At 72.3% G+C, this 1,343-nt stretch carries 2 protein-coding genes; both read left to right on the forward strand.

Going from position 1 to position 1,343, the window contains the following annotated elements:
* Positions 1–68 precede the first annotated feature (68 nt).
* Positions 69–1,019: an N-acetylmuramic acid 6-phosphate etherase gene (murQ, locus tag G5C65_RS37290; RefSeq protein ID WP_165303466.1), complete on the forward strand. Its 951-nt coding sequence runs from the start codon at positions 69–71 to the stop codon at positions 1,017–1,019.
* Positions 1,020–1,067: 48 nt separating this feature from the next.
* On the forward strand, positions 1,068–1,343 hold a 276-nt coding region (locus G5C65_RS37295), incomplete at its 3' end, for a PTS glucose/sucrose transporter subunit IIB (protein WP_165303467.1).

A 1,343-nucleotide genomic window follows, 5' to 3' on the forward strand; every position in this document is an offset into this window, starting at 1 on the left:
CCCCACACTCCGCACCCGCACCTCTCCTTCCCCCCTCCCCGGAAGCCCGCAGAAAGAGCCGCGTCTTCATGACCACCCACTCGACGGACACCGACCCCACCTCCTCGCTGCGCACCCAGTTGGACACCCTGACCACCGAGGCGTTCCGCAGCGAGCTGTCGGAGATCGACCAACTGCCCACCCTGGAAATCGCCAAGCTGATGAACGGCGAGGACGCGACCGTGGCAGCGGCCGTCGCCACCCAGCTGCCCCGGATCGCCGCCGCGATCGACGCCGCGGCGGCCCGGATGGCGCGGGGCGGCCGGCTGATCTACGCGGGCGCGGGGACGGCGGGCCGGCTCGGCGTGCTGGACGCCAGCGAGTGCCCGCCCACCTTCAACACCGAGCCCGGCCGCGTCCTCGGGCTGATCGCGGGCGGCCCCAGCGCCATGGTGACCTCCGTCGAGGGCGCCGAGGACAGCGTGGAGATGGCCGCCGCCGACCTCGACGAGCTGGAGCTGCGCGCCGAGGACACCGTGGTCGGCATCTCCGCCTCGGGCCGCACGCCGTACGCCGTCGGCGCGGTGGAGCACGCGCGCGAGGGGTACGGCGCGCTCACCGTCGGCCTGTCCTGCAACGCGGGCTCGGCCCTGGCCGCCGCGGCGGAGCACGGCATCGAGGTCGTCGTCGGGCCCGAGCTGATCACCGGTTCCACCCGGCTGAAGGCGGGCACGGCGCAGAAGTTCGTCCTCAACATGCTCTCGACCCTCACCATGATCCGGCTCGGCAAGACGTACGGAAACCTCATGGTCGACGTCCGCGCCTCGAACGACAAACTGCGGGCCCGCTCACGGCGGATCGTCGCGCTGGCGACGGGGGCGGGCGAAGCGGAGATCGAGGAGGCCCTGGCCGCGACGGACGGCGAGGTGAAGAACGCGATCCTCACGATTCTGGGCGGGGTCGACGGCCCCACGGCGGCGCGGCTCCTGACGGAGTCCCGCGGCCATCTGCGGGACGCGCTCCGCTCCGCGAGCCACTGACACCCCCGGCAGCCACCACCATGCACTACTCGACGAAGAGCAAGGCACATGAGCACAGACCAGAACGCGAGCCGTGAAACGGCGCAGGCCATCCTCCCCCTCGTCGGGGGAGCCGGAAACGTCACCTCCGTCACCCACTGCATGACCCGGATGCGGCTCGGCCTGGCCGACCGCTCCCTCGTCCAGGACGAGGCCCTCCGGGCGCTGCCCGACGTCCTGGGCGTGGTCGAGGACGACACGTACCAGATCGTGCTGGGCCCCGGAAAGGTCAACCGGGTCACGGCCGCGTTCGAGACGCTGCTGGCGGAGGCGGTGGTGGAGGGC

Origin of the sequence: Streptomyces boncukensis, from assembly GCF_011045075.1 — a bacterium.
Lineage (GTDB): Bacteria > Actinomycetota > Actinomycetes > Streptomycetales > Streptomycetaceae > Streptomyces > Streptomyces boncukensis.

Bases quoted from the DNA above. Each gene is read 5' to 3' on its own strand.
- murQ (WP_165303466.1), top strand. From the start codon at position 69: ATGACCACCCACTCGACGGACACCGACCCCACCTCCTCGCTGCGCACC.